Source organism: Cupriavidus basilensis (genome assembly GCF_000876015.1).
In the GTDB taxonomy this organism is placed as follows: Bacteria; Pseudomonadota; Gammaproteobacteria; order Burkholderiales; family Burkholderiaceae; genus Cupriavidus; species Cupriavidus basilensis_B.
In genome coordinates this window covers 191,127-214,181 of record NZ_BBQM01000013.1, presented here as the reverse complement: position 1 = coordinate 214,181, position 23,055 = coordinate 191,127, and the positions used below count along the sequence as shown (strand labels likewise).

The 23,055-nt window shown below is 71.2% G+C and carries 20 protein-coding genes; 14 read left to right on the top strand and 6 right to left on the bottom strand.

Annotated features, from left to right (window positions below; genetic code table 11):
• Positions 1–378: 378 nt before the first annotated feature.
• Complete coding sequence (locus KF708C_RS36395; RefSeq protein WP_020204781.1) at positions 379–528, bottom strand: hypothetical protein; 150 nt, start codon at positions 526–528, stop codon at positions 379–381.
• A 194-nt stretch (positions 529–722) separates the two neighbouring features.
• On the opposite strand from KF708C_RS36395, the gene KF708C_RS34520 reads away from it, so the two are divergent.
• The 5 genes from KF708C_RS34520 to KF708C_RS12295 all read left to right on the top strand — a co-directional run bounded on the left by KF708C_RS34520 (position 723) and on the right by KF708C_RS12295 (position 6,637).
• A complete protein-coding gene (locus tag KF708C_RS34520; protein WP_020204782.1) occupies positions 723–887 on the top strand; it encodes a DUF1328 domain-containing protein in 165 nt (54 codons plus the stop codon).
• Positions 888–915: 28 nt separating this feature from the next.
• Entirely contained in the window at positions 916–1,929 is a 1,014-nt protein-coding gene (locus KF708C_RS12310; protein WP_020204783.1) for a YihY/virulence factor BrkB family protein, read from the top strand.
• 134 nt (positions 1,930–2,063) lie between these two features.
• Complete coding sequence (locus tag KF708C_RS12305; protein ID WP_059411989.1) at positions 2,064–3,638, top strand: peptide chain release factor 3; 1,575 nt, start codon at positions 2,064–2,066, stop codon at positions 3,636–3,638.
• A 338-nt stretch (positions 3,639–3,976) separates the two neighbouring features.
• Positions 3,977–5,230 (top strand): MFS transporter, encoded by a 1,254-nt coding sequence (locus tag KF708C_RS12300; protein WP_059411988.1) that lies wholly within the window; start codon positions 3,977–3,979, stop codon positions 5,228–5,230.
• Positions 5,231–5,755: 525 nt separating this feature from the next.
• The gene (locus KF708C_RS12295; protein WP_059411987.1) at positions 5,756–6,637 is read left to right on the top strand and encodes a mechanosensitive ion channel family protein; all 882 of its coding nucleotides are present in this window, start codon (positions 5,756–5,758) and stop codon (positions 6,635–6,637) included.
• A 51-nt stretch (positions 6,638–6,688) separates the two neighbouring features.
• Here KF708C_RS12295 and edd read toward each other — a convergent pair whose 3' ends face one another.
• On the bottom strand, positions 6,689–8,515 hold the full coding sequence (edd, locus tag KF708C_RS12290) for a phosphogluconate dehydratase (RefSeq protein WP_059411986.1): 1,827 nt from the start codon (positions 8,513–8,515) through the stop codon (positions 6,689–6,691).
• 636 nt (positions 8,516–9,151) lie between these two features.
• On the opposite strand from edd, the gene fusA reads away from it, so the two are divergent.
• The gene (gene fusA, locus KF708C_RS12285) at positions 9,152–11,200 is read left to right on the top strand and encodes an elongation factor G (RefSeq protein WP_059411985.1); all 2,049 of its coding nucleotides are present in this window, start codon (positions 9,152–9,154) and stop codon (positions 11,198–11,200) included.
• A 115-nt stretch (positions 11,201–11,315) separates the two neighbouring features.
• On the opposite strand, the gene KF708C_RS12280 is transcribed toward fusA, so the two are convergent.
• The 3 genes from KF708C_RS12280 to KF708C_RS12270 form a co-directional block, all read right to left on the bottom strand.
• Positions 11,316–12,068, bottom strand: a complete 753-nt coding sequence (locus KF708C_RS12280) for a glutathione S-transferase C-terminal domain-containing protein (RefSeq protein ID WP_020204789.1) — start codon at positions 12,066–12,068, stop codon at positions 11,316–11,318.
• 107 nt (positions 12,069–12,175) lie between these two features.
• Positions 12,176–12,445, bottom strand: a complete 270-nt coding sequence (locus KF708C_RS12275) for a type II toxin-antitoxin system HicA family toxin (RefSeq protein WP_020204790.1) — start codon at positions 12,443–12,445, stop codon at positions 12,176–12,178.
• Between the two features lie 369 nt (positions 12,446–12,814).
• Positions 12,815–13,606 carry a crotonase/enoyl-CoA hydratase family protein gene (locus tag KF708C_RS12270; protein WP_059411984.1) on the bottom strand — a complete coding sequence of 264 codons (792 nt, stop codon included), beginning with the start codon at positions 13,604–13,606 and terminating at the stop codon, positions 12,815–12,817.
• Between the two features lie 189 nt (positions 13,607–13,795).
• On the opposite strand from KF708C_RS12270, the gene KF708C_RS12265 reads away from it, so the two are divergent.
• The 6 genes from KF708C_RS12265 (at position 13,796) to KF708C_RS12240 (ending at position 20,052) form a co-directional block, all read left to right on the top strand.
• Complete coding sequence (locus KF708C_RS12265; protein ID WP_020204792.1) at positions 13,796–14,593, top strand: hypothetical protein; 798 nt, start codon at positions 13,796–13,798, stop codon at positions 14,591–14,593.
• A 160-nt stretch (positions 14,594–14,753) separates the two neighbouring features.
• Positions 14,754–16,202, top strand: coding sequence for a glucose-6-phosphate dehydrogenase (gene zwf / locus KF708C_RS12260; protein WP_020204793.1), 1,449 nt, complete (start codon positions 14,754–14,756; stop codon positions 16,200–16,202).
• Between the two features lie 110 nt (positions 16,203–16,312).
• Positions 16,313–16,993 carry a 6-phosphogluconolactonase gene (gene pgl, locus KF708C_RS12255; protein ID WP_029043981.1) on the top strand — a complete coding sequence of 227 codons (681 nt, stop codon included), beginning with the start codon at positions 16,313–16,315 and terminating at the stop codon, positions 16,991–16,993.
• Positions 16,994–17,007: 14 nt separating this feature from the next.
• Positions 17,008–18,003 (top strand): glucokinase, encoded by a 996-nt coding sequence (gene glk / locus KF708C_RS12250; protein ID WP_059412050.1) that lies wholly within the window; start codon positions 17,008–17,010, stop codon positions 18,001–18,003.
• Positions 18,004–18,016: 13 nt separating this feature from the next.
• On the top strand, positions 18,017–18,724 hold the full coding sequence (locus tag KF708C_RS12245) for a response regulator (protein WP_029043983.1): 708 nt from the start codon (positions 18,017–18,019) through the stop codon (positions 18,722–18,724).
• Complete coding sequence (locus KF708C_RS12240) at positions 18,724–20,052, top strand: sensor histidine kinase (RefSeq protein ID WP_059411983.1); 1,329 nt, start codon at positions 18,724–18,726, stop codon at positions 20,050–20,052. Before KF708C_RS12245 ends, KF708C_RS12240 begins: the two co-directional genes overlap by 1 nt.
• 26 nt (positions 20,053–20,078) lie before the next feature.
• Here the strand turns inward: KF708C_RS12240 and KF708C_RS12235 are convergent, their stop codons facing one another.
• Positions 20,079–21,014, bottom strand: a complete 936-nt coding sequence (locus KF708C_RS12235; protein WP_059411982.1) for a 2-hydroxyacid dehydrogenase — start codon at positions 21,012–21,014, stop codon at positions 20,079–20,081.
• A gap of 172 nt (positions 21,015–21,186) precedes the next feature.
• Between KF708C_RS12235 and KF708C_RS35610 the strand changes: the two genes are divergently transcribed.
• Both KF708C_RS35610 and hppD read left to right on the top strand, forming a co-directional pair.
• Entirely contained in the window at positions 21,187–21,375 is a 189-nt protein-coding gene (locus KF708C_RS35610) for a hypothetical protein (RefSeq protein ID WP_156173802.1), read from the top strand.
• 547 nt (positions 21,376–21,922) lie between these two features.
• The gene (gene hppD, locus KF708C_RS12230) at positions 21,923–22,996 is read left to right on the top strand and encodes a 4-hydroxyphenylpyruvate dioxygenase (protein WP_029043984.1); all 1,074 of its coding nucleotides are present in this window, start codon (positions 21,923–21,925) and stop codon (positions 22,994–22,996) included.
• Positions 22,997–23,055: the final 59 nt, after the last annotated feature.

Genomic DNA, 23,055 nt, shown 5'->3' with positions numbered 1-23,055 from the left:
GCGGCGCGGAAGCACGCGGGGAAGTTCCCCCCGAACGGGGGGACGCTTTGGTTGCGGTACTGAAACATGCCGCCGGCCGCGCCGGCGGCGGCTTTCGGCGGCCGATCGCCCGCGCGGCTTGCCGTGTCCGGCAGGGAGTCCGCCCGCGCGGGGCCGCGCTGGCGGCCCGGCGTTGGTTGCAGGGCTGTAACAGGCGCGCCGGCGGCCAGCGCGCACGGTGGCCGACCGTTTCATTCACGCAGAAACGGGTACGCCGGACGCTTGCGGAGGGTGCGTGAAGTGGCGCGGGCGCGGGGATGGCGCGCGGGGGCAACGGCGATGTCCGCGCCGCCATCGCGCCCCGCGCATGCCGTGCCGCGGCGTGGATGCGCGGCGCGCCTAGCGTGCCGGCGCGGCGCTGGCCTGCTCGGCCATGCCGCCGGAGATCGGCTTCGGGCCCGGCTGGCTGCGCTCGCAGCCGGTGGCGGCAAGCACGCCGAGCGCCAGGAAGACGGCAATGCCGAGGCAGTGCGCGGTGGTCCGGTTCATGGTGCCTCCTTCTGACTGGATTCGGGAAAGACGGCCGGAAGGACGGCGCCCGGCGTGGCCGCCGCCCGCCTGCCTTCCGGTTCCAGTCTAGCCGCTGGCGCGCTGCGCGCGCGCTTGGGCAAAGCGCGCGGGCGGCTGTATCATGGACTTTCGGCCACATGCAAAAACGGGAGAAGCCTTGCCGGAGTCTCATCATGTTGCGCTATGCCGTGCTTTTCTTCGTGGTCGCCGTGATTGCCGCGCTGTTCGGCTTCGGCGGCCTTTCCGCCGGGGCGGCCCAGGTAGCCAAGCTGCTCTTCATCGTCTTCCTTGTGCTGTTCGCGGTGTCGCTCGTCTGGGGCCTGCGCAAGGAGCGCTAACCATGCCGGCGTAGCCCGTGCCGTCCTCATGGCCACCTCCCCGCCGGACCCGCGCGTGAATCCCGCCGATGCGCCCCGCCGCCCCCTGGACGCCGATGCGCCCCGGCCGCGCCCGGGCCGCTGGCTGCCCGACCGCCACACCGCCGCGCGCACCGCCAGCGTGGTGGGGGCCTCGGTCCGCGCCTGGGTGGCCCACCGCGCCGCCAGCAAGGGCGCGGCGCTGTCGTTCTACATGCTGTTCTCGCTCGCGCCGATCCTGGTGCTGGTGATCTCCATCGCCGGCATCTTCTTCGGCGCCGAGGCCGCGCGCGGCGAGATCTTCGCCCAGATCGACGGCCTGGTCGGCGCGCAGGGCGCGGCCGCCATCCAGGAGATCCTGGCCGCCACCCACCGCGCCGGCGGCGGCGGGCTGGCCGCCGCCATCGCCACCGGCATCCTGTTCGTCGGCGCCACCAGCGCCTTCGCCGAGCTCAAGGGCAGCCTGGACGAGATCTGGGCCGCGCCGGCGCCGCAGGGCGCAGGCTGGCAGCAATTGCTGCGCGCGCGGCTGCTGTCGTTCAGCCTGGTGCTGGTGCTGGCCTTCATGCTGCTGGTGTCGCTGATCGTCAACGCCGCGCTGGCCGTGGTGGACCGCTTCTGGGGCCAGATGTGGACGCAGTCCTGGTTCGCGCCGGTGGCCGACGTGCTCTCCACCGCGTTTTCGTTCGGCGTGGTCACGCTGCTGTTCGCGGTGATCTTCAAGATGCTGCCCAATGCGCGCATCGCGTGGCGCGACGTCATCATGGGCGCCGTCATCACCGCGCTGCTGTTCGCCGCCGGCAAGCGGCTGATCGGCCTGTACCTCGGCAACAGCGCGGTGGCGTCTTCCTACGGCGCGGCCGGCTCGGTCGTCGCGCTGATGCTGTGGGTGTATTACTCGGCGCAAATCTTCTTCTTCGGGGCCGAGCTGACGCGCCAGTACGCGCTGCAATTCGGCAGCCTGCGCGGCCAGGGCGCGGGCGCGCAGGCCGCGCCGCGCGCCGCCGCGCCCGCGAACCGGTAAAATACCGCCCGATTCCCTTCGTGCATGCCCGCAGTGCCCGGCGCCCCGACCTCGAGCTGATGGTCCCGCCGGCCCCTGGCGCCGGCCCGCTGCGCCCCGGGCCTTTCCATCTTCCGTTTGCAGAATCCACCGCCGTGAGCTCGCTCGTATCCGAAATTGCGCGTCGTCGCACCTTTGCCATCATTTCGCACCCTGACGCGGGTAAGACGACCCTGACCGAAAAACTGCTGTGGTTCGGCGGCGCCATCCAGGTCGCCGGCGAAGTGCGCGCGCGCAAGGCCGACCGCCACGCCACCTCCGACTGGATGGAGCTGGAAAAGCAGCGCGGCATCTCGGTGACTTCGTCGGTGATGCAGTTCCCGTACCGCGAGAACATCGTCAACCTGCTCGACACCCCGGGCCACGAGGACTTCTCCGAGGACACCTACCGCACGCTGACCGCGGTGGACTCCGCGGTGATGGTGATCGACTCGGTCAACGGCGTGGAAGCGCAGACCATCAAGCTGCTCAACGTCTGCCGCCTGCGCGACACGCCCATCCTCACCTTCATCAACAAGCTCGACCGCGAAGGCCGCTCGCCGATCGAGCTGCTCGACGAAATCGAAGACGTGCTGCAGATGCAGTGCGCGCCGATGACGTGGCCGATCGGCATGGGCAAGTCCTTCCGCGGCGTGTACCACCTGATCGACGACCGCGTGCAACTGTTCGACCCGCACGGCGAGAAGGGCACCTCCGCGATGGTCGACGGGCTCGACAACCCCGAGCTCGACCGCATGCTGGGCAGCCAGGCCGAGGAGCTGCGCATCGAGATCGAACTGGTGCGCGGCGCCTCGCATGCGTTCGACAAGGACGCGTTCCTCGCCGGCAAGCAGACCCCGGTCTACTTCGGCTCGGCCATCAACAACTTCGGTGTGCAGTCGCTGCTCGACGCGCTGTGCGAGCTCGCCCCGCCGCCGCAGGCGCGCAACACCGAGACCCGCGTGGTGGAGCCGGACGAGCCCAGGTTCACCGGCTTCGTGTTCAAGATCCAGGCCAACATGGACCCGCGCCACCGCGACCGCATCGCCTTCGTGCGCGTGTGCTCGGGCCGCTTCGAGCGCGGCATGAAGCTGCTGCACGTGTCCACCGGCAAGACGGTCGCCATCAACAACGCCATCACCTTCATGGCGCAGGACCGCAACACCACCGAGGAAGCGTATTCGGGCGACATCATCGGCGTGCCCAACCACGGCACCATCCGCCTCGGCGACGTGTTCACCGAGGGCGAGCCGCTCAAGTTCACCGGCATCCCCTCGTTCGCGCCCGAGTTCTTCCGCCGCGCACGCCTGAACAACCCGCTCAAGGTCAAGCAGTTGCAGAAGGGCCTGCAGCAGCTGGCCGAGGAAGGCGCCACGCAGATGTTCCGCCCGATCGCCTCCAACGACCTCGTGCTGGGCGCCGTGGGCATCCTGCAGTTCGACGTGGTGGCGCACCGGCTCGAGCACGAATACGGCGTAGACGCGATCTTTGAATCGCACGAATGCGCCACCGCGCGCTGGCTCAAGGGCGACCCGGCCGAGATCGAGAAGCTGATCGAGAAGGCCGGCCACAACGTCGCGCTCGACGGCGCCGGCGACCACGTCTACCTCGCGCCGAGCATGGTCAACCTGCGCCTGACGCAGGAGCGCTTCCCGAAGGTGGAGTTCCGCGAGACGCGCGAGATCGTCTGACGTTCCGCGCGCGCAGGCTGCCGCGGCGTCGCGGCTTGCGCTGGCGGAAGCGGGTCTGGGGGCGGTCCGGTCGCCGCCGCAGGGCACGTCGCAGGTGCCGATATCGTCACTGCGGCGCTATTGTGTCAGATTCGATACATAGAACTTGCCGCATGCGGCTGCATGCGGCGGCCCGCTCGGATAGAATCCAAAGCTTGCGGAATCAAGCATCAGGCCAGACAGGAGGCCCGCTCCCAGGCTCGTTCCGGGGGAAAGGGCAGCTTCAGGCGCTTTTTTACGTTCCGCCGCGTGGGGCCTTGCTGCGTGCCCCGCCGACTTTCCCGTCCTTGCCGCCATCCATGTCGACCCCTGCCACCGTTCCGGCCGCCGAGCCGGATTCCGTTTTTCGCGACCCTTCGTTCCGGCTGTTCTGGTTTGCCCGCCTGTGCACCACGATCGGCTACCAGATCTTCACGGTGGCGGTGGGCTGGCAGATCTACGACCTCACCCGCGACCCCTTCATGCTCGGCATGGTCGGGCTGGTGCAGTTCCTGCCCTCGGTGGTCCTGCTGCTGATGTCCGGCCACGTGGCCGACCGCTTCGACCGGCGCGTGATCGTGCGCTCGTGCCAGACGCTGGAAGCGCTGATCGCGGTCTCGATGGCGGTGGCCAGCCTCAAGGGCTGGATCACGCGCGAGCACATCTTCGTCTTCGTGGCCCTGATCGGCGCCACTCGCGCCTTCGAGACGCCCACGCTGCAGGCGCTGCTGCCCAGCGTGGTCACGGCGCGCCAGTTGCCGCGCGCGGTGGCCATGTCGAGCTCGGCCGTGCAGACCGCCATCATCATCGGCCCGGCCCTGGGCGGCTTCGCCTACGTGGCCGGCCCCGGCGTGGTCTACGCCATCAGCGCCACGCTGTTCGCCATCGCCGCCTGCCTGGTGAGCGCGCTCAAGCTGCGCCAGCTCGTGCAGCGCAACAACACGCCGGTCAGCGTTGCCACGCTGTTCGCGGGCATCGCGTACATCCGCAGCCGGCCGGTGCTGCTCGGCGCCATCTCGCTGGACCTGTTCGCCGTGCTGCTGGGGGGCGCCACCGCGCTGTTGCCGATCTACGCGCGCGACATCCTGCACACCGGCCCGTGGGGCCTCGGCCTGCTGCGCTCGTCGCCGGCCATCGGCGCGCTGACCACGGCGCTGTGGCTGGCGCACCATCCGATGAACCGGCGCGTGGGCCGCATCATGTTCGGCGCGGTGGCGGTGTTCGGCGTCGCCACGATGGTGTTCGGCGTCTCGCGCTGGCTGCCGCTGTCGATGGTGGCGCTGGTCATGCTCGGCGCCTCCGACATGATCAGCGTGGTGGTGCGTTCCACGCTGGTCCAGCTCGACACGCCCGACGACATGCGCGGGCGCGTGGGCGCGGTCAACTCGGTCTTCATCGGCGCATCCAACCAGCTGGGCGAGTTCGAGTCGGGCGTCACGGCGGCGCTGCTCGGGCCGGTCGGCGCGGTGCTGCTGGGCGGCCTGGGCACGCTGGTGGTGGTGGCGGTATGGATGCGCCTGTTCCCCTCGCTCGCCGAGCGCGACCGCCTGCACGACCATCCCGTGGCCGCCTGAGCCGGCCGCCGCGGGCTCCCGGCACGGCGCCGCGCGCCGTGCCGCGCATCCCTTTCGAATCCCTTCCAGACGCGAAAGCGTACCCGTTTCTGCGTGCCGCCGGTCCCATGCGGCGGCGCTGCCGCGAATGCCCGCGGGCATCCGGCCCGCACGCCATCGGCCTGACCTCCGGCGAAATTTTTCGACGCGGCGCCAGCCCTTGCGCGACAAGGGCTGGCGCTAGCTGGCGTTATTTCGCGCGCGCCTCGCGCGGCCGCGCGGGGAACCTCACTGCCGCGCTTCTGTCCTGAATACATCCGCAATATCGAGCCATTGCCGGTGATCGTCCGACATCCGGTCGGGCCATCGCGGGCAGGTCCCGGTGCCGCGCCGCGCGAAACCGGCGCGCCGTGGCGCCGGGTTTGCGCCCGGGTTTGCGCGCTGTCGGGGCACGCAGAAACGGGTACGCCCGGCGCGTTCCCATTGCGCTTCGCCTTGTCCCGATCTTTGTCCTTGTCCTTGTTTTCTCCGCCGGAGCCGATCGCCATGAACCTCAACTTCATCGACCCGCAGAAGCTGGAAGCTGCCGGCACCTATCTCGCGCAGCTCGCCGTGCAGCAGGGCCTGAACTGCATCGCCGCCATCGTCATCCTGATCCTGGGCTGGTGGATCTCCGGGCGCGCCCGCGCGGCCATCCTGCACGCCTTCGACCGGCCGAGCGTGGACGCCACGCTGCGCCCGATGCTGGCCAGCGTCACGCAATGGATCGTGCGCGTGCTGACCGTGGTGCTGGTGCTGTCGCAGTTCGGCGTGCAGACCGCGAGCATCGTCGCCATGCTCGGCGCGGCCGGCCTGGCCATCGGGCTGGCGCTGCAGGGCACGCTGCAGAACATCGCCGCCGGCATCATGCTGGTGCTGCTGCGGCCGTTCCGCGTGGGCCAGTACATCGACGCGCAGGGCGTGGCCGGCACCGTGCGCGAGACCGGCCTGTTCATGACCGAGCTGACCACCTTCGACGGCGTCTGCCTGCGCGTGCCCAACGGCAAGATCTGGGGCAGCGCCATCACCAACTACAGCGAGAACCCCACGCGCCGGCTCGACATCGAAGTCACCGTCACCTTCGGTGCCGACATCCAGGCCGCGCTCGACGCGCTGCGCGCCATGCTCGCGGCGGACAAGCGCGTGCTGCCCGAACCCGCGGCCGAAGTCATGGTGGTCAACTATGCCGCGCAGGGCGTCACGCTCAACGTGCGCTGCTGGACCACTGCCGGCGACTACTGGAACGTGCGCTTCGCCTTCTACCAGCGCATCAAGCCGGCGCTCGAAGCGGCCGGCTGCCCGCTCGCCGTGCCGGTGCAGGAAGTGCGCGTGCCGGACGGCGCCCGGCCCGAGCCCGCGGCGCTGCCCGCGGCCCAGCGCCTGAGCTGACGCGGGCCCCGCCACACGGCACCGCGGCGCCGCGCGCCACGCCCGTCGCCGTCAGCCCTCGTCGGCAAACAGCGCGCACGCGCCTTCTTCCGCCGAGCCGACGTGCTTGCGGAAGCCGCCGAACAGGTCGCGCCCCACGCCGTGCCGGTTGGCCGACAGGTCCGGCGGCGTGATGTCGCGCGCGTCCCATTCGGCCTGCGGCACCATCACCGCCAGCACGCCCGCATGCGCGTCCACGCGCATCGGGTCGCCATCGCGCACGCGCGCGATGCCGCCGCCGTTCAGCGCCTCGGGGCAGACGTGGATGGCCGCCGGCACCTTGCCCGAGGCGCCCGACATGCGGCCGTCCGTCACCAGCGCCACGCGAAAGCCGCGCCCCTGCAGCACGGTCAGCGTGGGCGTGAGCTTGTGCAGCTCGGGCATGCCGCAGGCGGCCGGCCCCTGCCACGGCAGCACCGCGACGAAATCGCGCTCCAGCTCGCCGCGCTTGAACGCATCGATCAGCGCGTCCTGCGTGTGGAACACCAGCGCCGGCGCCTCCACCACGTGGTGCTCGGGCTTGACCGCGGAGATCTTGAGCACGGCGCGGCCGATATTGCCGTCGAGCAGCTTGATGCCGCCTTCGGGCGCGAACGGCCGCGCGGCGGCGCGCACGATGCTGTCGTCCAGCGGCGCGGCGGGCCCGTCGATCCACACCAGTCTGCCGTCGCGCAGGACCGGCTCGCGCGTGTAGTCGGCCAGGCCGGTGCCGGCCACCGTGGTCACGTCGTCGTGCAGCAGGCCCAGCGACAGCAGCCCGCGGATCACCACCGGCAGGCCGCCGGCGGCCTGGAACTGGTTCACGTCGGCGCTGCCGTTCGGGTACACGCGCGCCAGCAGCGGCACCACTTCCGAGAGCTCGGCGAAATCGTCCCAGCCCAGCACGATGCCCGCCACGCGCGCCATCGCCACCAGGTGCAGCGTGTGGTTGGTGGAGCCGCCGGTGGCCAGCAGCCCCACGATGCCGTTGACGAAGGCGCGCTCGTCGAGCACGTCGGCCACCGGCGTGTAGCGCTCGCCGCCGTGCACGAGGCGCAGCGCCTGGCGCGCGGCTTCGCGCGTGAGCGCCTCGCGCAGCGGCGTGCCGGGATTGACGAAGGCGGTGCCGGGCAGATGCAGGCCCATCATCTCCATCAGCATCTGGTTGGAGTTCGCGGTGCCGTAGAAGGTGCAGGTGCCGGGGCCGTGATACGACTTGCTCTCGGCCTCGAGCAGCTCCGCGCGGCCGATCTTGCCCTCGGCGTATTGCTGGCGGATGCGCGCCTTTTCCTCATTGCCGATGCCGGTGGTCATGGGCCCGGCCGGCACGAACACGGCGGGCAGGTGGCCGAACGACAGCGCGCCCATCACCAGCCCCGGCACGATCTTGTCGCACACGCCCAGGTACAGCGCGCCGTCGAACATCTGGTGCGACAGCGCCACCGCCGCCGACAGCGCGATCACGTCGCGCGAGAACAGCGACAGGTCCATGCCGTCCTGCCCCTGCGTCACGCCATCGCACATGGCCGGCGTGCCGCCGGCGAACTGCGCGGTGCCGCCCGCTTCGAGCGCGGCCTCCTTGAGCCATTGCGGATATGCCGCCAGCGGCTGGTGCGCGGACAGCATGTCGTTGTAGGACGAGACGATGGCGAGGTTGGGCCGCTCCTGCGCCTTGAGCCGGATCCTGGCCTGCTCGGGCATGGCCGCCACGCCGTGCGCGAGGTTGGTACAGGACAGGTGCGCGCGTTCCACCTTCTGTCCGGCCAGCGCGCGCGTGCGCGCCAGGTAGGCCTGGCGGGTGGCGGCGCTGCGCGCGACGATGCGGGCGGTGACCCGTTCCAGGACGGGATGGCTTGGCATGGGGATCTCCTGCGGGGTGTCCTCGGCTTCCAGCCTAGTGCACTTTGCCGGGCGCTGCACGCATGCCACGCGCCCTGCACGTTTCATGCAACGGTGCTAGACTGCTCGCCATTCTCTGGAGTCCGGACAACATGAAACAAGCAGCCCGACGCACCGCCGCGCCCTTCGCAGGGTTTGCCGCGTTTGCCGCGGCACCGCACGGTGATCGCGTGCTGCTGGCCATTCACGTCTAGTCTTCCGAGCATCGCGCCCGGAAGGCTGGCAGGCCGCTCCGGGGAACGCGAAGCATGCACAAACCCCGGACGGCCCCGCAGGCCCGCCGGGGTTTTGTTTTTGCACTTCGCCACCATTTCACACGCCATGCGTACCTACGACAAGCTGATCGCCACGATTCAAACCGGCCAAGGGAACGGGAGCTTGCGCTCGTCCCTTGGCGTGGTAACGGCATCGGCTGTCGCCGCCATCGATGTCACTGCGTGCCGCATGCGGCATGCCGGCGCCGCCCCGCAAGCGATTCCATAGCCCCCTGGCTGCCATCCGCAGTCCCGGGGCATCGCACAGACCGCCCGCCGGGGACACCGACAACACCCTGGCCGGCACGCACCCGCCAGGGTGTTTTCGCAAAGGCAGCCCATCATGGAACGCAAGGCACTCAACAACAACGACAACGACAACGGCATCGTCAGGAACATCGGCATCATCGCCCACGTGGACGCGGGCAAGACCACCACCTCCGAACGCATCCTGTTCTACACCGGCGCCAGCCACCGGCTCGGCGAAGTGCACGACGGCGCCGCCGCCCTGGACTTCGACCCGCAGGAGCAGGCGCGCGGCATCACCATCAACAGCGCCGCCACCACCGTGGCCTGGCGCGGCCACCGCATCAACCTGATCGACACGCCCGGCCACATCGATTTCAACATCGAGGTGAACCGCTCGCTGCGCGTGCTCGACGGCGCCGTGGTGGTGTTCGACGGCGTGGCCGGCGTGGAGCCGCAGACCGAGACCAACTGGCGCCTGGCCGACCGCTACCGCGTGCCGCGCATCGCCTTCGTCAACAAGCTCGACCGCACCGGCGCGGATTTCCTGCGCGTGGCGGGCATGATCGAGCAGCGCCTGGGCGCGGTGCCGCTGGTGCTGCAACTGCCGATCGGCAGCGAAGCCGCTTTCGCCGGCGTGGTCGATCTCGTCGCCATGCGGGCGCTGCTGTGGCCGGACGGCGCCGGCAGGCAGGCCTACGCCACGCAGCCCGTGCCGCACGAGATGGCGGAGCAGGCCGCGGCCTGGCGCCAGCGCCTGCTGGAGACGCTGGCCGAGCACGACGACGCCATGCTGGAAGGCTACCTCGCCGGCCGCGAGCCGGATGCGGCGGCGCTGCGCGCGGCCATCCGCCGCGTGACCGTGGCCGGCGCCGCGGTGCCGGTGCTGGCCGGCTCCGCGTTCAAGAACAAGGGCGTGGAGCCGCTGCTAGACGCCGTCACCGGCTACCTGCCGGCGCCGGCCGACGTGGCGCGCCCCGAACTGGACGCGGACCCGGCCCAGCCGCTGGCGGCGCTCGCCTTCAAGGTCGTGCACGACGCGCACGGCACGCTTACGTTCGTGCGCATCTACCGCGGCCGCGTGGCCGCCGGCGACACCGTGCTCAACGCCGGCAGCGGCAAGCGCGAGCGCGTGGCGCGCCTGTACGAGATGCATGCCGACAGCAAGCAGGAGCGCGGCGTGGCCGTGGCCGGCGACATCGTGGCCATCGCTGGCCTCAAGGCCACCGTGACCGGCGACACGCTGACCGATCCGGCGCATCCCGTGGTGCTGGAAAGCATCGACGCGCCCGAGCCCGTGATCGACGTCGCCATCGAGCCGCGCACCCATGCCGATCAGGCCGGCCTGTCGCGCGGCCTGCAGGCGCTGGTGCAGGAAGACCCCAGCCTGCGCCTGCGGCAGGACCCGGAAAGCGGGCAGACGCTGCTGTCCGGCATGGGCGAGCTGCAGCTCGAAGTCACGCTGGAAAAGCTGCGCGCGCGCTTCAACGTGGAGGTGACGGTAGGCCGGCCGCAGGTGGCTTATCGCGAAACGCTGACGCGCGCGGCCGAAGCGCGCTACCTGCACCGCAAGCAAAGCGGCGGCCCCGGCCAGTACGCCGAGGTGCTGCTGCGCGTGGAGCCGCTGCCGCGCGGCGAGGGCATCCGCTTCGAGAGCCGCATCGCCGGCGGCGCGGTGCCGCGCGAGTACGTGCCCGCGGTGGAAGCCGGCATCCGCCGCGCCGCCGCGCAGGGCGTGGTGGCCGGCCATCCGCTGGTGGACTTCAGGGCGGTGCTGCTCGACGGCAGCCATCACGAGCGCGACTCCTCGGCGCTGGCCTTCGAGACCGCGGCGGCGGCGGCCATGCGCGAAGCGGCGCGGGCCGCCGCGCCCGTGGTGCTGGAGCCGGTCATGGCGGTGGAAGCGAGCGCGCCCGCCGACCACGTCGGCGACGTGATCGGCGACCTGCACCGCCGCCGCGGCGTGGTGCGCGCTCAGTCGCAGCAGGGCGGCGGCGCCGCCGTGATCGAGGCGCACGTGCCGCTGGCCGGCATGTTCGGCTACATCGGCAGCCTGCGCGCGCTGACCTCGGGACGCGGCAGCTTCGGCATGCAGTTCGACCACTACGCGCCGGTGCCGGCCAAGGTGGCGCAAGCGGTCGCATAGCGGCCAACGCGAGGTGAACGAAAAGCCCGCCCGGCATGACGCCGGCGCGGGCTTTTTCTTGGGGCGATGCCGGGGTCCGGCGGGTCAGTCTTCCTGCGGTATGCCGAGCGCCTGCCTAATCCCGCTTCGGAATATTCAGCCCCCGCGCCACCGCCGGCCGCGCCACGAACGCTTCCAGCACGCGCGTGACGTTCGGGAAGTCCTGGATGCCCACCAGATCGCCCGCCTCGTAGAAGCCGATCAGGTTGCGCACCCACGGAAACGTGGCGACGTCGGCGATGGTGTACTGGTCGCCCATGATCCACGCGCGGCCCGCGAGGCGGGTTTCGAGCACGCCCAGCAGGCGCCGGGCCTCGGCCACGTAGCGGTCGCGCGGGCGCTTGTCCTCGTAGTCCTTGCCGGCGAACTTGTTGAAGAAACCGAGCTGCCCGAACATCGGGCCGATGCCGCCCATCTGGAACATCAGCCACTGGATGGTCTCGTAGCGGCCCGCCGCGTCCTGCGGGATCAGCTTGCCGCTCTTGTCGGCGAGGTAGAGCAGGATCGCGCCGGACTCGAACAGCGCCAGCGGCTTGCCGTCCGGGCCATCGGGGTCGAGGATCGCGGGGATCTTGTTGTTGGGATTGAGCGAGCGGAATTCCGGCGACATCTGGTCGTTGGCGTCGAAGCGCACGAGGTGCGGTTCATACGGCAGGCCGGTTTCCTCCAGCATGATGGACACCTTCACGCCGTTGGGCGTCGGCAGCGAGTAGAGCTGGATGCGCCCGGGATGCTGCGCGGGCCATTTGCGGGTGATCGGGAAATCGGACAGGGTGGCGGGCAAGGCGGCGGACAAGGCGGCGGACGAGGAAGCGGAATGCTCGGTCATGAAGGGGGAAGATCCGGTTGGCTGAAATGGTGAGATGGTGAAATGCGATGCGCGGCGCGGGGAGGGCCTGCGGTGGTCCCATCCCGCGCTTGTTGTTTTTCCCGATGCTATTTGTCGTCGCCGGGCGGGCTCACGCCCGCGGCCGTGAGGCAATCGCGCAGGTGCTTGATTTCCTGCTTGGCGCAGACGTTGCCGTGGTGCGGATGATGCAGGTAGAACTCATGCTCGTTGAGGACCACCCGGAAGCGCGCGCCCTGGATGGGCTCGACCGTCGCGCCAAGCTGCTGCAGCAGGGTCTCCACTTCGCGCCAGTGGATGTTGTTGCTGAGCGGGTGGCTGAAGATCGACTGCAGCAGGGTCCGGGATTTGTGGCTCATGAGAGGCTCGATCGGCGTCGGCGGCAATAGCCGTAGCATACAAGAGCGGGTCGGTCGGCGCTTGGCGTCACATGACGGCGGGCGTGCCGCGGTTCACCGTCGGCATGACGCGATGTCGGCATGTGCCCGGCGCGCCGGCGCACGATGCCGCCACCTCGCGCCGAGGGCGCTTACTTGCGGTTTACCTGCGTATACCCAGCGTATACGTCATGCGGCGTTCCCCGGGCACAGCGGCCATGCGCGGGCCGCGCCGCGCAGACAGGTCCAGGCGTGGCGGCCGTCACGGGCTGGTTTCTTCGCCGTTGTTTTCATGGATCTTTTTGCGCAGAAACGGGTACGCCCGGGTTTGCGCGCGGGCGCCGCGCGCGCTCAGTCCGCGAACTTGCCGTGCCGCCCGGCGCCGCCGGCGAAGCGCGCCGCGCCGGGTATACCTTCCTCGAGCACGACCGGCACGCCGCCCGCGCCTTCGGCGCGCAGCGCGTCGGCCAGCGGCAGGTCCCACTGCGCATGGGCGGAGGCGCGGTCGGCCAGCATGCAGCGCTGCGGGAACGCGGCCAGCTCGCGCGCCAGCGCCTCGGCCGCCGCGCGCGCCTGGCCGTTTTCCACCACGCGGTTGGCCAGGCCCATCGCCAGCGCTTCGCCGGCCGGCACCGCGCGCCCGGTCAGGATCATGTCGAGCGCCCGGCCCATGCCGACGATGCGCGGCAGCCGCACCGTGCCGCCGTCGATCAGCGGCATGCCCCAGCGCCGGCAGAACACGCCGAACACGGCATCGCGCTCGGCCACGCGCAGGTCCGCCAGCAGCGCCAGCTCCAGGCCGCCGGCCACCGCGTAGCCGCTCACCGCGGCGATCAGCGGCTTGGACAAGGCCATCCGGCTCGGCCCCATCGGCCCCGCGCCGCCGCCGCGCGGGTCCAGCTCGTGGCGGCGCGCGGGGTCGCCCACCGCGCCCAGGTCGGCGCCGGCGCAGAAATGGCCGCCGGCGCCCCACAGCACCGCCACGCGCAGCGCCGGGTCGGCCTCGAAATGCGCGAAGGCCGCGCGCAGCGCCAGCGCCATCGGGCCGTCCACGGCGTTGCGCTTGTCGGCGCGGTCCAGGATGACGGTGAAGACCGGGCCGTCGGTCTCGGTCCTGACATGGGGGCTGGCGGTGCTGTCCATGCGCGCATCCTCGATGGGTGAAGTTAGCAAAGTTGTGCCAAAGTGGCGGTTTCCGTGTTTTGTCGAGCAAACCAGATATTTCGTTGAATCATATTTGTATGTCAGGCGAAGAAATATTTCTCGTATACCCCACGGCCCCACGACCCCGAGCGACCGCCAATGCCCGCTCCATCGCCGCCTTTTCCGTCCATGCATGAGATAGAGATCCGCGAGCCCTCGGCCACCGACCTGGTGATCGACCTGCTGTTCGGCCATCCGGAGCGCACGCTGCCGGTCCAGGCGCTGGCGCGCGGCGCCGAGGTCATGGGCATCGGCACGCCCAGCGTGCGGGTGGCGCTGACGCGCCTGCAGCGCCAGGGCCGCATCGTCAAGACCGAACGCGGCTGCTACGCCGCGGTGCCGGAAGGCAACCCGGTCTACAACGAGGTGGAGCACTGGTTCGAGAAGGAAAGCCGGCTGGAGCAGTGGAACGGCGGCTGGCTGGTGGTGCAGGACGCGGCCGTGGCGCGCGCCGAGAAGACCGCCTGGCGCCACCATGCGCGCGCGCTGGCGCTGTGCGGCTTCCGGCCCCTGGCGGCGGCCATCAACGTGCGGCCCGACAATCTCGCCGGCGGCGCCACCGCGATGCGCGCCAAGCTGGCGCGGCTCGGCATGGCCGGCGCCAGCCTGCTGTTCGTGGGCCGCGAGTTCGACGTGGACACCGCCACGCGCATGGTGCAGTTGTGGGACGTGCCGGCGCTGCAGTCGGCCTACCGCCGCGCGCTGGCGCAGCTCGACCGCAGCCGCGCCAAGCTCGCGCGCATGGCGCCCGACGCCGGCGCGCGCGAGAGCATGCTGGTGGGCCGCGCCATCATCCGCGCCATCGTGCGCGACCCGCTGCTGCCCGAGGCCATCATGGACCCGGCGCCGCGCCGCGCGCTGATCGAGGCCACCCGCAGCTACCAGCTGCACGCGCGCACGCTGTGGGTGGACCTGCTGGGCACCTAGCCCCGGCCAGCCTCGCCAAGCGGCGGCGACTCACGTAAACTTGCCGGAACTCACGCGGTGCCGCGCGCCGCCACGACAGGTGGCGCGCGGCGGACGGCGGACCCCGGCGGGGCCCGCGCGCCGCCATCACGCTGGTCACGACAAGGAGCTCAGGGTGAGCATGCCCGATTTCGACATGGTGCTGTTCGGCGGCACCGGGGACCTGGCGCGGCGCAAGCTGCTGCCGGCGCTGTTCGACGCGCATTGCGCCGGACTGCTGCACCCCAATGCCCGCATCCTCGCCACCGGCAGCCACCCGCTGAGCACCGCGGACTACGCCGGCTCGCTGGAGCAGAGCGTGCGCCCGGGCCTGGAGCACGCGCCGCCCGAGGCCTGGGCCGCCTTTCTCGCGCGCATCGCTTACGTGCAGGTCGACGCGCGCGAGCCCGGCCACTTCGACACGCTGGCGCGCACGGTCCTGCAGCGCGCGCCCGAGGTGGTGGTCTGCTATCTCGCCACCGGCCCGCACATCTTCGTGCCCATCTGCGAGCAACTGGCGCGAACCGGGCTCAACCAGCGCAATGTGCGCATCGTGCTGGAAAAGCCGCTGGGGCACGACCTGCAATCCTCCGACGCCATCAACTCGGCGGTGGCGCAGTTCTTCGCCGAGGACCAGATCTACCGGATCGACCACTACCTGGGCAAGGAGTCGGTGCAGAACCTGATGGCGATCCGCTTCGGCAATGCGCTGTTCGAGCCGCTGTGGCGCCGCGAGTGGGTGCAGGACGTGCAGATCACCATCGCCGAGGAGCTCGGCGTGGAGACGCGCGGCGACTTCTACGACGGCACCGGCGCGCTGCGCGACATGGTGCAGAACCACCTGCTGCAACTGCTGTGCATGGTGGCGATGGAGCCGCCCACCAGCCTGTCCGAGGACAGCATCCGCGACGAGAAGATCAAGATCCTCAAGGCGCTCAAGCCCATCCTGCCGCAGGACGTGGCCGAGAAGACCGTGCGCGGCCAGTACCGCGCGGGCGCCGCCGGCGGCAAGCCGGTGCCGGGCTACCTCGAGGAAAAGGGCATCGCCGCCGACAGCCGCACCGAGACCTTCGTCGCCATCAAGGCCGAGATCGCCAACTGGCGCTGGGCCGGCGTGCCGTTCTACCTGCGCACCGGCAAGCGCATGCAGTCGCGCGTGGCGGAGATCGTGATCCACTTCCGCGACGTGCCGCACGCGATCTTCCCGCGCCCGCTCACGCTCTCGCCGCAGAACCGGCTGGTGATCCGGCTGCAGCCCGAGGAGAGCATCCGCCTGTACTTCCTGGTCAAGCAGCCCGGCGACACGGTGGCGCTCACGCCGACCTCGCTCGACCTGGACTTCGCCAACTCGTTCAAGGTGCGCCGCGCGGGCGCCTACGAGCGCCTGCTGCTCGACGTCATCCGCGGCCGGCTGGGCCTGTTCGTGCGCCGCGACGAGCAGGCGCAGGCGTGGCGCTGGGTCGAGCCGATCCTCGACACCTGGGAGGAAAGCACGGTGCCGCCCAAGCCCTACACCGCCGGCACCTGGGGCCCGGCCGCGTCGTCGGCGCTGATGTCGCGCGACGGCGCGCTGTGGCACGAGGAGGTGTGAGCACCGCGCAGGACGGCGGCAGGCGACAGGCAGCAGCCGACGACAGGCAGGCGCGGCCGCGCGGCAACCCGCCGCCGCGCCGCAGGCAGACCAACCCACGGGAGACCCGCATGCGACGCTTCGAACATACCTCCGAGATGGACCTGGCCGAAGCGCTGGCGATCTCGGTCGGCCATGCGCTGGAACTGGCCATCGGCGTCAACGGCTGGGCGGTGCTGGCGGTGTCGGGCGGGCGCTCGCCGGTGGCCTTCTTCGAGCGGCTGCGCTACCGCACCATCCGCTGGGAGGCGGTCACCGTCACGCTGGTCGACGAGCGCGCGGTGCCGCCGGACCACGAGGACAGCAACGGCGCGCTGGTGCGCCGCCACCTGCTGCGCGAGGCCGCCGCCAGCGCCGCCTTCGTGCCGCTGGTAAACAGCGAGGCCGAGGCGGCCGATCCCGCCAGCGCCGTGGCACGCCTCAACGCGGCCTGGCGCCAGCCCGACGTGGTGGTGCTGGGCATGGGCGAGGACGGCCACACCGCTTCGCTGTTCCCGGAGGCGCCGGAACTGGAGCACGCGCTGTCCGAGCCGCGCCCGGGCTATCTCGTCACCCATCCGCGCGCGGCGCCGCACGCGCGCATCACGCTCAACCTCGCGGCGCTGCTGGCGGCCGAGCGCGTGTTCCTGTCGTTCGCCGGCGCGGCCAAGGCCGCCGTGTTCGCGCGCGCCTGCCAGGGGCCGACCCCGGCGTTGCCGGTCAGCCTGGTGATGAGCCGGCACCGCCACGGCACCGACGTCTTTTCCGCCTGATGCCGCCCGATACCATGCCCAGCTTCCCACGCCTGCTCGGCGACGTCGGCGGCACCAACGTGCGCTTCGCGCTGGAAACCGCGCCGCAGCGCATCGGCCCCGTGACCGCGCTCAAGGTGGCCGACTTCGCCTCGCTCGAAGCCGCCATGCGCCACTACCTCGACCGCCTGCCGCCCGGCACCGCGCGCCCGCGCCATGCCGCGGTCGGCCTCGCCAACCCGGTGACGGGCGACCGCGTCAAGCTGACCAACCATGCCTGGGCGTTCTCGATCTCGGAGATGCAGCGCGCGCTCGGGCTGGACCTGCTGGTGGCCCTCAACGACTTCACCGCGCTCGCGCTCGGCCTGCCGCACCTCGGCCCGCAGGACGTGGCGCCGCTGCGCGCCGGCATGCCGGTGCCGCACGCGCCGCTGGCGCTGGTCGGGCCCGGCACCGGGCTGGGTGTGTCCGGCCTGGTGCCGGCGCGCGCCGGCCCGGCCGTGGCGCTGGCCGGGGAGGGCGGCCACATCGAGCTGATGCCCGACACCGACGACGAATGGATCGCCTGGCGCGCCGCGCATCAGGCCTTCGGCCGCGTGTCGGCGGAGCGCCTGCTGTCGGGCATGGGGCTGTCGCTCACGCATGCCGCGCTGCACGCAGAAACGGGTACGCCCCCGGCGCGCCGGCTCGATCCGGCCGAGGTCACGGACGGCGCGCTGGTGCGCGGCGATCCGCTGTGCCGGCGCGCGCTGGCGGTGTTCTGCGGCCTGCTCGGCTCGGTGGTGGCCGACGTCGCGCTGGTGCTCGGCGCGCGCGGCGGCGTCTACCTCGGCGGCGGCATCGTGCCGCGCTTCGTGCCGGCGCTGCGCGCGTCGGCCTTCAACGCGCGCTTCGTCGCCAAGGGCCGCATGGGCGCCTACCTCGAGAGCGTGCCCGTCTACGTGATTACCGCCGGCTTCCCCGCGCTGCCGGGCCTGGCGCAGGCGCTGGCCGACGCGCTGGCGCACGGCGCGCGCGCCAACCCGGCCTGATGCGGACCTGAACATGCGTGTATTGCTGGTGGAAGACGACGCCATGATCGGCGACAGCGTGAAAGTGGCGCTGCGCCAGGAAGGCTTTGCGGTGGACTGGGTGCAGGACGGCGAGGCGGGCCTGGCCGCGGCGACCCAGCAGGGCGGGCCGGACGGCGAGGACTGCTACGCGCTGATCCTGCTCGACCTGGGCCTGCCGCGCCGCTCCGGGCTGGAGGTGCTGGCCGCGCTGCGCGCGCGCGGCGTGGCCACGCCGGTGCTGATCCTGACCGCGCGCGACGCCGTGGCCGACCGCGTGGCGGGCCTCAACGCCGGCGCCGACGACTACCTCGTCAAGCCGTTCGACCTGCAGGAACTGGCCGCGCGCATGCACGCGCTGGTGCGCCGCGCGCAGGGCCGCGCCGAGCCGCTGCTGCGCTACGGCGAGATCGTGCTCAACCCGGTCACGCGCGAGGTCACGCTCGCCGGCGAGCCGGTCAGGCTGTCCGCGCGCGAGTTCGGCCTGTTGTCCGCGCTGCTGGCACGCCCCGGCAAGGTGTGGTCGGTGGCGCAGCTCGAGGAGCGCCTGTACGGCTGGGGCGACGAGGTCGGCAGCAACACCGTGGAGGTCTACATCCACGCGCTGCGCAAGAAGTTCGGCGCGGCGCTGATCCGCAACATCCGCGGCGTGGGCTACGTGGTGCCCAGGCCGGAGGCCGCCGCGCCCGGAGACCCGGCCTGATGCGCTCCATCCAGAAGACCCTGCTGTGGTGGCTGGCGCTCGGCCTGCTGGCGGGCATCCTGATGGCCACCGCGCTGATCTACGGCCAGGCGCGCCAGGAGGCCAACGCGCTGTTCGACTACCAGATGAAGCAGGTGGCGGCGGCGCTGCCCAGCCAGTTCGCCGATCCGGTGATGCCCTCGTTCGCGCAGCCCGAGCCGGGCGCGAGCCTGTTCCACGCCGACGAGGACGTGGTGATCCACATCTGGGACGGCTCGGGCCGCAGCCTGTACCTGTCGCAGGCGCATCCGCGCCTGCCGCAGCGCGCCGAGCTCGGTTTTTCCAACGTGCGCACCGACGAGGGCGAATGGCGCATCTACAGCGTGCAGCTCGGGCCGGCCGTGGTGCAGATCGCCCAGCCCATGTCGGCGCGCAGCGAGGTGGCCGCGCGCATGGCGCTGCGCACCGTGACGCCGCTGCTGCTGCTGCTGCCGCTGCTGGGCTGGCTGGTGTGGGTGGCGGTGGGGCGCGGCCTGCGGCCGCTGCGCGAGATCGCCGCCGGGGTGCGCCAGCGCGACGCCAACGCGCTCTCGCCGCTGGCCGTGACCAGCATGCCCGACGAGATCGCGCCGCTGACCGAGGCGCTCAACCAGTTGCTGGCGCGCCTGTCGCACGCCATCGACACCCAGCGCGCCTTCGTCGCCGACGCCGCGCACGCGCTGCGCACGCCGCTGGCCGCGCTGCAACTGCAGGCGCAACTGGTGGAGCGCGCCGATTCCGCCGAGGCGCGCCGCGAAGCCGTGGGCAAGCTGCGCCAGGGCCTGGAGCGGCTCACGCACCTGGTGGCGCAGTTGCTCACGCTGGCCCGGCAGGAGCCGGGCGCGGCGGCGCCGGCGCACGAGCCGGTGGACCTGCGCGCGCTGGCCGGCGGCGTGGTGGCCGAGATGACCCAGGCCGCGCTCGACCGCGGGATCGACCTCGGCGTGGATGCCGACGGCGCGGCCGGCCCGGCGCTGGTGTGCGGCGACGCGGACGCGCTGCGCATCCTGCTGACCAACCTGGTGGACAACGCGCTGCGCTACGTGCCGCCCGGCGGCAAGGTCGACGTGGCCGCTACCGGCGGCGCCGGCTCGGTCGAGCTGGTGGTGCGCGACGACGGCCCCGGCATCCCGGCTGCCGAGCGCGAGCGCGTGTTCGACCGCTTCTATCGCGTGCCCGAGGCGCCCACCGGCGGCAGCGGGCTGGGCCTGGCCATCGTCGCCGAGATCGCGCAGTCGCACGGCGCGCGCGTCTTGCTGGAAGACGCGGCGCCGGGCCTGCGCGTGCGCGTGGTGTTTCCCGCGGCCTGAGCGGGCCGGCCTTGAGCGGGCCGGCTTCAGCCGACCGGCGTGAGCACCGGCTCGCCGGCGAAATGGCGGCGGCTGTTCTCGACGAACTGCCGCACCGACGCATCGATGGCCTCCGGCGACCAGCCGGCCACGTGCGGGGTCAGGACCACGTTGGGGCAGTCGAACAGCGCCACCGGCGGTTCCGGTTCGGTCTCGTAGACGTCGAGGCCGGCGCCGCCCAGCTGGCCCGCGCGCAGCGCCGCCGCCAGCGCGGCGGTATCGAGCACGCTGCCGCGCGCGATGTTGACCACGAAGCCGTGCGGCCCGAGCCGCGCCAGCACCTCGGCGCCCACCAGGTGGCGCGTGCCGGCGCCGCCGGGCGTGGCGATCACCAGGTAGTCGGCCCACTCGGCCAGCGCGCCCACGTCGCCGAAATAGCGGTAAGGCACGTCCTCGCGCGGCGAGCGGTTGTGATAGCCCACCTCCAGGTCGAAGCCCAGGCCGCGCTGCGCGATGCGCCGGCCGATGGTGCCCAGGCCCACGATGCCCAGGCGCTTGCCCGACACGTTGGGCCGCAGCGGCAGCTCGGTGCGCCACTGGCCGGCGCGCGTGGCGCGGTCCAGCGCGGGCAGCGCGCGCACCGTGGCCAGCAGCAGCGCCACGGCGTGGTCCGCCACGCAGCTGTCGTTGGTGCCGGCGCCGTTGGCGACCACGATGCCGCGCGCGCGGGCATGCGCCACGGCGATGTTCTCGTAGCCCGCGCCCAGCGCGCAGACCAGCTCCAGCGCCGGCATCGCGTCGATCTCGGCGGCGCTCAGGCCGACCGAGCCGATGGTCAGCACGGCACGGATGCGCGCGCCGTCCGCGCGGATGCGCGCGGCGCGGGCCGCGTCGTCGGGTGCGTACAGCACTTCGTATTGCTCGGCGATCCAGCCGAGGTGTTCGTCTTGGACGTGGTTGAGGACCAGCAGGAGGGGCTTCATGGCGGAAGGGAGTCTTGGAGCGGTCGAGGCGATGCGCCAGCGGCCCCGGACGGGACCAAGCTGCACCGCAGCATTGTAGCGGCGGCGCGGCGTGCGTGCTGGCGCGGGCCGTGCCTGGGCGCGCCGCGCCGGCCCATTATCAAATCCCTGCCAACAGTGCTTCCAATCCGGCATGGATGATCGGCCGCCGCGCAGTGGCCATAATCGACGGCATGCGATTGCGATTGCGATGCGCCACGCCGCGCATCGGCGCGCTTTTTCCTCGTCTTGCTTTCGTTTCGCTTTCTCAAGGAGCCATGCCATGTTTCCCGATTTCAAGAACGCCAGGGTGCTGGTGGTCGGCGGCGGCGCGATCGGCTGAGCACGCACTGACCGCACGCAGAAACGGGTACGCTTTGCCGCCGGCGCGGGCGCGGCGCGGTCCGTTTCCGCCCCCGGCGCGCAATGCGCCACCCGCGCAGGTGGCCATGCGGGCGGTCTGGCGGCGCGCGTTCGCGCGATCCGGCGCCGCGCGCGGCGGCGCAAGACCAGCACGCAGAAACGGGTACGCTTCGAGGTTTCCGGAGCGGGCGCGGAGGGCTGCCCGGCGTTCGTCCGGCGCGGGCCATGCGCGCAGGCGCGGACCGCGGGCCGGGACAGGACGCGCATTTCCATGCTCAAATCGAAAATATCGGCGCTATTTCATGGCGGACAATAGGGTTATCCCTTCCCGATTTCGCTATTACATTCCCCGGGCTAGCCAATAAACTCTCTGCAACCTATGGTCCTGTTGACGGCGTTGCAGTCTCCGGCGCACCGGCAGGAACATGGACCAAGACAGAGACGTCCCGCGGGCCCGCGCGGCAGCCACGCCGCCTTCGCCGCTTGCCGGACGCCGCCCCCTTCCCCCGTTCATCTGGCCCCCGATCATGGCAGACCTCTTTGAAAACCCGATGCAGTTGATGGGCTTCGAATTCGTGGAATTCGCCTCGCCCACGCCCAATCTCCTGGAACCGCTGTTCGAGCAGATGGGTTTCAGCCTGGTGGCGCGCCACCGTTCCAAGGACGTGCTGCTGTATCGCCAGAACGAGATCAACTTCATCGTCAACCGCGAGCCGCACAGCCCGGCGGCGTACTTCGCGGCCGAGCACGGCCCGAGCGCGTGCGGCATGGCCTTCCGCGTGAAGGACTCGCACAAGGCCTACAAGCGCGCGCTGGAACTGGGCGCGCAGCCGGTGGAAATCGCCACCGGCCCGATGGAGCTGCGCCTGCCCGCGATCAAGGGCATCGGCGGCGCGCCGCTGTACCTGATCGACCGCTTCGAGGACGGCAAGTCCATCTACGACATCGACTTCGAATTCGTCGAAGGCGCGGAGCGCCGCCCGCCGGGCCACGGCCTGCGCCTGATCGACCACCTGACGCACAACGTCTACCGCGGCCGCATGGCCTACTGGGCCCATTTCTACGAGAAGCTGTTCAACTTCCGCGAGATCCGCTACTTCGACATCCAGGGCGAATACACCGGCCTGACCTCCAAGGCGATGACGGCGCCGGACGGCAAGATCCGCATCCCGCTCAACGAGGAATCGTCCAAGGGCAGCGGCCAGATCGAGGAATTCCTGATGGCCTTCAACGGCGAGGGCATCCAGCACATCGCCTTCTTGACCGACAACCTGATCGAAGTCATCGACAACCTGCAGATGGCCGGCGTGCCGCTGATGACGGCGCCCAACGACTACTACTACGAAGCGCTCGACAAGCGCCTGCCGGGCCACGGCCAGCCGGTCGAGCAGCTCAAGGCGCGCGGCATCCTGCTCGACGGCACCACCGAAGGCGGCAAGCCGCGCCTGCTGCTGCAGATCTTCTCGAAGACCGCGCTCGGCCCGGTGTTCTTCGAGTTCATCGAGCGCAAGGGCGACGAAGGTTTCGGCGAAGGCAATTTCAAGGCGCTGTTCGAGTCGCTGGAGCGCGACCAGATCGAGCGCGGCACGCTGAAGGTCTGAGCGCGAGCGCCGGGGCGCCCCGCCCCGGCCGCCTGGCGCCTGTCCTACAATGCCGGCTG

Bases quoted from the DNA above. Each gene is read 5' to 3' on its own strand.
- KF708C_RS36395 (WP_020204781.1), bottom strand. From the start codon at position 528: ATGAACCGGACCACCGCGCACTGCCTCGGCATTGCCGTCTTCCTGGCG.
- KF708C_RS12270 (WP_059411984.1), bottom strand. From the start codon at position 13,606: ATGGACAGCACCGCCAGCCCCCATGTCAGGACCGAGACCGACGGCCCG.
- KF708C_RS12275 (WP_020204790.1), bottom strand. From the start codon at position 12,445: ATGAGCCACAAATCCCGGACCCTGCTGCAGTCGATCTTCAGCCACCCG.
- zwf (WP_020204793.1), top strand. From the start codon at position 14,754: ATGCCCGATTTCGACATGGTGCTGTTCGGCGGCACCGGGGACCTGGCG.
- pgl (WP_029043981.1), top strand. From the start codon at position 16,313: ATGCGACGCTTCGAACATACCTCCGAGATGGACCTGGCCGAAGCGCTG.
- glk (WP_059412050.1), top strand. From the start codon at position 17,008: ATGCCCAGCTTCCCACGCCTGCTCGGCGACGTCGGCGGCACCAACGTG.
- KF708C_RS12310 (WP_020204783.1), top strand. From the start codon at position 916: ATGGCCACCTCCCCGCCGGACCCGCGCGTGAATCCCGCCGATGCGCCC.
- fusA (WP_059411985.1), top strand. From the start codon at position 9,152: ATGGAACGCAAGGCACTCAACAACAACGACAACGACAACGGCATCGTC.
- KF708C_RS34520 (WP_020204782.1), top strand. From the start codon at position 723: ATGTTGCGCTATGCCGTGCTTTTCTTCGTGGTCGCCGTGATTGCCGCG.
- hppD (WP_029043984.1), top strand. From the start codon at position 21,923: ATGGCAGACCTCTTTGAAAACCCGATGCAGTTGATGGGCTTCGAATTC.
- KF708C_RS12235 (WP_059411982.1), bottom strand. From the start codon at position 21,014: ATGAAGCCCCTCCTGCTGGTCCTCAACCACGTCCAAGACGAACACCTC.
- edd (WP_059411986.1), bottom strand. From the start codon at position 8,515: ATGCCAAGCCATCCCGTCCTGGAACGGGTCACCGCCCGCATCGTCGCG.
- KF708C_RS35610 (WP_156173802.1), top strand. From the start codon at position 21,187: ATGGATGATCGGCCGCCGCGCAGTGGCCATAATCGACGGCATGCGATT.
- KF708C_RS12280 (WP_020204789.1), bottom strand. From the start codon at position 12,068: ATGACCGAGCATTCCGCTTCCTCGTCCGCCGCCTTGTCCGCCGCCTTG.
- KF708C_RS12295 (WP_059411987.1), top strand. From the start codon at position 5,756: ATGAACCTCAACTTCATCGACCCGCAGAAGCTGGAAGCTGCCGGCACC.
- KF708C_RS12300 (WP_059411988.1), top strand. From the start codon at position 3,977: ATGTCGACCCCTGCCACCGTTCCGGCCGCCGAGCCGGATTCCGTTTTT.
- KF708C_RS12265 (WP_020204792.1), top strand. From the start codon at position 13,796: ATGCATGAGATAGAGATCCGCGAGCCCTCGGCCACCGACCTGGTGATC.
- KF708C_RS12245 (WP_029043983.1), top strand. From the start codon at position 18,017: ATGCGTGTATTGCTGGTGGAAGACGACGCCATGATCGGCGACAGCGTG.
- KF708C_RS12240 (WP_059411983.1), top strand. From the start codon at position 18,724: ATGCGCTCCATCCAGAAGACCCTGCTGTGGTGGCTGGCGCTCGGCCTG.